Genomic DNA, 5,641 nt, shown 5'->3' on the forward strand with positions numbered 1-5,641 from the left:
TGAGCGACTGCCGTGGTTCCCCCCATGAGCGACTGCCGTGGTTCCCCCCATGAGCGACTGCCGTGGTTCCCCCCATGAGCGACTGCCGTGGTTTCCCCCATGAGCGACTGCATCAAGACAGTGAAAATCTTTTCGGGTATCTGATATTTTCTGATGAAGTCTTGCTATTTTACAATTTAGTTTATGTTTATTTTTGGAACCTTTTTTCTTTAGCTTCAATCTGCGTTGTAGCAATTTAAGCTTACTGTGCAGCTTTTTTAAAAATCTAGGTCGCTCTATTAGTTGATTATCAGAAGTTGCTAAAAACTTATCTAACCCAACATCAATCCCAAGGGGATGACCCCGTGGTGGAGTATCAGGAACACTGACTTCACTTTGTAAAGACAGCATTGCAAAATAACCACTAGCTCGTCTAACTATTCTAACTTGCTTTATCTTAAAACCATCTGGAATTGGTCGTGATAATCTCAGTTTAACTAATCCAATTTTAGGCAGTTTAATCCACTCATTATTTATTGGATTTGTTTTAAATTGAGGAAATACAAACGATCGCATCCGATATGGATTTTTAAATCTAGGAAAACCATATCCTTGTTCTTTCATGTTTTTAAATGCTCGATCTAAAGTCTTTAAAACTTGTTGTAAGACCTGAGCATTTATTCTTTTGAGTTCAGGATTGGCTTTTTTTGCTTTAGTTAAATTAGCAGCTTGTATCTTGTAGTTAGGATATGGCTGATCTACTGGAATTATATATTCATGCTGTAATGAACAATAATTAACTGCGCACTTTCGACTTTTGTACCAATCTTTTCGTTCCCTTAAAGCGTAATTCCACACTTTTCTGCAAACCGCCAATATATCTTCAATGACGGCGATTTGTTTTTGGGAAGGAATCAGTTTGTACTCGTAGGTTAGTCTCAGCATCTTTAAATTATAACATAATTCTATCCAGGAATGCCACTTGAGTAGAACTAAGCTTCTGACCGCAATTCACCTCACGCTAACCCGATGGGTATAACGTCAGGTGAATTGCTCCACATTGATAGATATATCTAGCAATTGCTTCGCAATTAAGACGAATCGTTGTTTTGCTTGGGACGACCCAAATAAAGCTTAACAAAATCTTCTGCTGCTGCTGGATTAATCTGATACAGAGCATCCCGAAGTTGAATGACCATCTCAGCGCCTGGATCTCTGATTTCATTGACCCAACGGTAAATATTGGAACGCCCAATTCCCATCAGCACAGCGACTCGATTCTGGCTGATGCCGTAGCTTTCTAATACTTGTTTGAGGGCTTTGCCTGCTTTTCCCATGCCTCAAATTCGGCGTTGCTGAATTGAAGTATGAATTTATTGATCTTATTTTGGTAATGCCAGCATTATCTCCCAATTTTAAATTTTAAGGGACTTTGAGAGTTTTGTTTTCCCTTCCCCCATGACCCCTAACATTGGCGGAAAATTAGGGGGCTAGGGAAGCAAAATCCTACCAACATTAAAACGCCAGGTATTAGGCCGCAACTGCACTATAATTCCCCTGAGTAGGATTTAGCTTTATTTAGCTTAACCGTCAAGCATCAACAAAAAAACTAAGACTAAGCACGACGACTCAATTGCACAAGCCTAATTTGTACAACCTCTTCATAAAGCCTTTCGAGCTGAGTAATATTTCCACTTAAGGTATAGCGCTCTAGAACCCTTGCCCTAGCTTTCTGACCAAGCAAAGTAGTCCAGTCTCTGTGGTCACGCAATAGGGGTAATAGGGTTTTGAGTTGGGATGTCACCCCATGGGTATTGAGAATTACCCCAGCACCATCCTCTAACACTTCCCCATCAGCTCCAGCATCTGTAGCTACACAAGCCACACCACAAGCCATGGCTTCCAGTAATGATAAAGATAGCCCTTCCAATAGAGAAGGTAAAATAAACACATCCGCTGCCCGCAAAATCTCAATCCGTTCTTGCTCGGAAGCCACAAATCCTAGCCAAATGATATTGTGTTCTTCCCCATAAAATGGTTTTAATGAGGCTAATAACGGTCCATCACCAGCAATAACTAGCTTACTGGATTCACCCAGGTTACATTGTTTCCAGGCTCGCAGCAGCGCTTCCACATTTTTTTCCGTAGCAATCCGACCTTGATAAACAAACAGGCGTTCCGCTTTGAACTCGGATGCCAACTCAGAGGTAAACTGGGAGTATCCTGGAGAATATTTCTGCACATCCACGCCATTGGGAATCACTGCTAGCTTGTGATCAGGAACCCCAACCCGGCTTAGGACATCCCGTTGGAGTTGAGAAAAGATAATCACTCGGTCGTAGTGGGCGAGAAACGGCGCATAAACTTGATAGGTCAGCAATTGGGTTCCCGATTGCAAATTGCGTCGTTTACCATCAAAGGGCGGATGGAAGGTCGCCACTAGGGGTATATTGAGTTCGGTACAGATTTCCGGTAACAGGAAGTCTAAAGGAGATAACGTTAAGGAAGCATGGACCAGATCAGGTTTGAGCTCCTGTAGCGATCGCTTCAAAACCTTACTGGCGGTTAGGGTTGGAATGGTGTACATCTGAGACTTGTACAAGCAAGGCAGTGGTACCTCCTGACAACCCCACCAAGTTCGGTCCTCTTCTTCTTGGGCAAAGTGGAGGAAACTGACCTGGTAGCTCCGGTCGAGCAGAGCATTGGTCACTTCTCGAGTGTAGGTGACGTTACCACAAAAAGGGGATTTTTTTCCGAGCCAGGCGATATGCATTCCGGTTGGTAGTTAAGTCTATATATTATGAGGTTTATTTAAATTATTTAATCTATTACCGGAAATATACCAGTTTAAGAACCCACCTAAGAACACAAGTGCTGCTAAACCAAGAAATACAAGTTGTAAACCCAACCAAGTTTCTGCGATCCCCGCTAAGGCTAAAGGTAAACTCAAGGCGATATTAATAGCGTTGTTTTGCAGTCCGAAAACTTTGCCCCGCATCTCTTCTGGTGTTTCTGCCTGGATGGTAGTCTGCATCGGGATACCTACCAAAGCCCCAAACCCACCCAATACCATCGTCATGAGTAAAGCCAGCCAGAGATTGTTAGTGAATAGGGACAACCCTACTAAGGCTACTCCCATACCCAAAGAACCAGATAGACTTAAATTGACATGGGAGGTGTCATCAAACCAGTTTCCTAGTATTGCTGCACTAATCCCCATCCCAATTCCACCTGCTGCTAACAAGAAGCCAAACTGGGCAGCGGTGATCCCAGGGAGGTTTTCCGCGAGTCTTACCGCCAGAACCGCTAAAGCAGCAAAAACGGAAAACAAAATAACTTGTTGAATCATAGCATTGCGGACACTTCGATGGTGTTTTACGTAACGCAGACCATCGGCAATGTCTGCCCACACATGAGGTTGCTCAGCCTTAGACTTTTCGCGGTTTTCACCTGTTCTCAGTAACAACAATACTAATCCTGCGATCGCATAAGACCCTCCTACCAAAGCTTCTTTCCCCAAGTACACCCCGACATGTAGCTGAGCTCCCAACCTATCCGCTAAGGCTAACAACGGTTCACCCACAGCAAAACCAATGATTAAGGAAGCCATCATGGTTGTAGTATATAGGGAGTTGGCCGACAGTAGGTGCTGCGATTTCACAATCAAGGGAATTACCGCTTGTTCTGCTGGGGCAAAAAATTGGGTCAGGGTAGAGACTAGAAACGTAATCACTAATAAGACGTAAAAGCCTAGTGGCAGATTGGAGAGTGATGTCGAGCCTTCAGTTAAAGACAACAACCCAGGCACTAACAACACCAGTGCCCCTCGCAACAGATTGGTTAGTACCAGCACATCTTTTTTTGACCACCGATCCACATAGACCCCAGCCAAGGAACCAAACAGAACGGCTGGGATAGTAAAGGCAATCATGACCGCTGATACCCAGCCACTGATAGTTTGATCAGCCCCTTGAAAGCGACTGGTTATCAAGGCAATCATTAACACCAGATAAACCTTGTCTGCTAGCTGAGAGAAGACTTGACCACTCCATAGGGCTAAGAAGTTGGAATTTTTTAGAACTGCTATAAATCCTTTATCCGGTGATGAATCCAGTTCCTGATCAGTTAGCTCATTACTGCTCGATGAGGGGTTTGCCACCAAATCAGACTTGGTGAAATCAGACGTGGGGTCTGGGGAGTGTTTTTGGTTTTTTCCAGTCTCCGATGATTGCATTCTGGCTTTTCTGGGTTAGGCTTTTTTAGCCTTTATTAGTATTAATTAACAGACGACAACGAATCTACTAAAGCCGCTGAACGAATTGAGCGACCAAAGTGATACTGAGCGTAATCTCGTAAAATTCGCTCCAACTTCACCCAGAGTGAATCTACAGACTCAGCCGCTTTCGACCCTGCCAATTGGTCTTTTAATAGTGTACTCAGCTGAGGTAATTCAGCAGCTGCCAGTTGTTGAAGCAGGGTTAACTCCAGAGCATTCAGCTTATGATTTACTCGTGGAGGAGGCGGTAGGATCACATCAGTATCAGGGTTGTCAATGGTTTCACTCAAGCTCTGTGCTTGATTCGGAATAGTTTGATTAGGTAAATGGTTCCGATTGGACTGATCACTGACTAAACTAATAGTTCCACCTGCTTCTACACTAAAACCCACCCGCCAATTCGGATTAGTTAAATCTGGCCTTAAACTGTGTTGTGTGATACAACACAATTGTACTTGAGGTGCAATTCCGGCCAGGGCAAGCAGGTGAAAGACACCATGGGACAAATGAGCTAACACTAAAGACAACCCTGAGGGATTAGCCGTAATTTTAGGTAACTGCTCCAGACGTCGTAGATGTTCATTAAGTAGTTCGTAGAGTTCTTCCTGAGGTTGCTCACTCAAAGCATGACACAGAACTAATTCTGCCAGATACTGGCTAGCTGCCAGTTTACTGATATCTTGACTCAATCCTGGGTAGGATTCTGTACTTTCTGCTTGGATAATTTTATCTAGCGATCGCCCTTTTGCCAGCAGTAGTTGATTGACCACAAACAAGCCACTCCTACCACCTAATTTCGATTTCTGCTTCCTGGCCCCTGGTGCCACTACCCGAATCAGACCAAACTCCCTAGTTAAAATTGTCAGCAACCTGTCCGCTTCCCCCAGCGGTATGCTTTTCAGATTAATTCCAGTGGCTTTGTAGGTTTGACTCATTATAGCGGTTTTTAATGTTGTGAGGTACACATTTTTGGGTTTTAGGGAACAGGGAACAGGGAACAGGGAATAAGAAACACGGAAGAGATAATAGGGAAAAGGACAACACTTTTTTGCCCGTCATTAGGCTAACAAATAATAGAGCAATATTTACTTGTTAATTTGTTGTTTTTTATGTCAGCTATCAGCTATCAGTATTCAGCCGTTGGCCTGGGGCTGTTCCCCTAGCGTGCGTGGCACAGGCTTCTAGCCTGTGATAAGTGCGCATATGCTGACTTTTTAAGTTTCAATTTCCTATTTTTAATTTTTAATTCTTAATTCTTAACTCCCGGTTCGCCCATTTTAAATCGAGTTAGAAAAAGCTGAAGGATTGAATCAGAGGTCTCGAGTATGGTACAAATGCACTGAGCAGACGGGCTGGGATTTTCCGGCGTCGGAACTGCACAAAGGG

5 protein-coding genes are annotated in these 5,641 nt (G+C 43.7%); all 5 read right to left on the minus strand.

Annotated elements, in window-relative coordinates:
- The coding region (locus F6K52_RS31260) for a transposase (protein WP_293088103.1) at positions 1-924 on the minus strand (924 nt) is incomplete at its 3' end.
- A 146-nt stretch (positions 925-1,070) separates the two neighbouring features.
- Complete coding sequence (locus F6K52_RS31265) at positions 1,071-1,316, minus strand: helix-turn-helix transcriptional regulator (RefSeq protein WP_293088105.1); 246 nt, start codon at positions 1,314-1,316, stop codon at positions 1,071-1,073.
- A gap of 278 nt (positions 1,317-1,594) precedes the next feature.
- Positions 1,595-2,752 (minus strand): glycosyltransferase family 4 protein, encoded by a 1,158-nt coding sequence (locus F6K52_RS31270; protein ID WP_293088107.1) that lies wholly within the window; start codon positions 2,750-2,752, stop codon positions 1,595-1,597.
- A gap of 18 nt (positions 2,753-2,770) precedes the next feature.
- Positions 2,771-4,213, minus strand: coding sequence for an MFS transporter (locus F6K52_RS31275; protein WP_293088109.1), 1,443 nt, complete (start codon positions 4,211-4,213; stop codon positions 2,771-2,773).
- 41 nt (positions 4,214-4,254) lie between these two features.
- Positions 4,255-5,190, minus strand: a complete 936-nt coding sequence (recO, locus tag F6K52_RS31280) for a DNA repair protein RecO (protein ID WP_293088111.1) — start codon at positions 5,188-5,190, stop codon at positions 4,255-4,257.
- Positions 5,191-5,641 lie beyond the last annotated feature (451 nt).

Source organism: Moorena sp. SIO3H5, assembly GCF_010692395.1.
In the GTDB taxonomy this organism is placed as follows: Bacteria; Cyanobacteriota; Cyanobacteriia; order Cyanobacteriales; family Coleofasciculaceae; genus Moorena.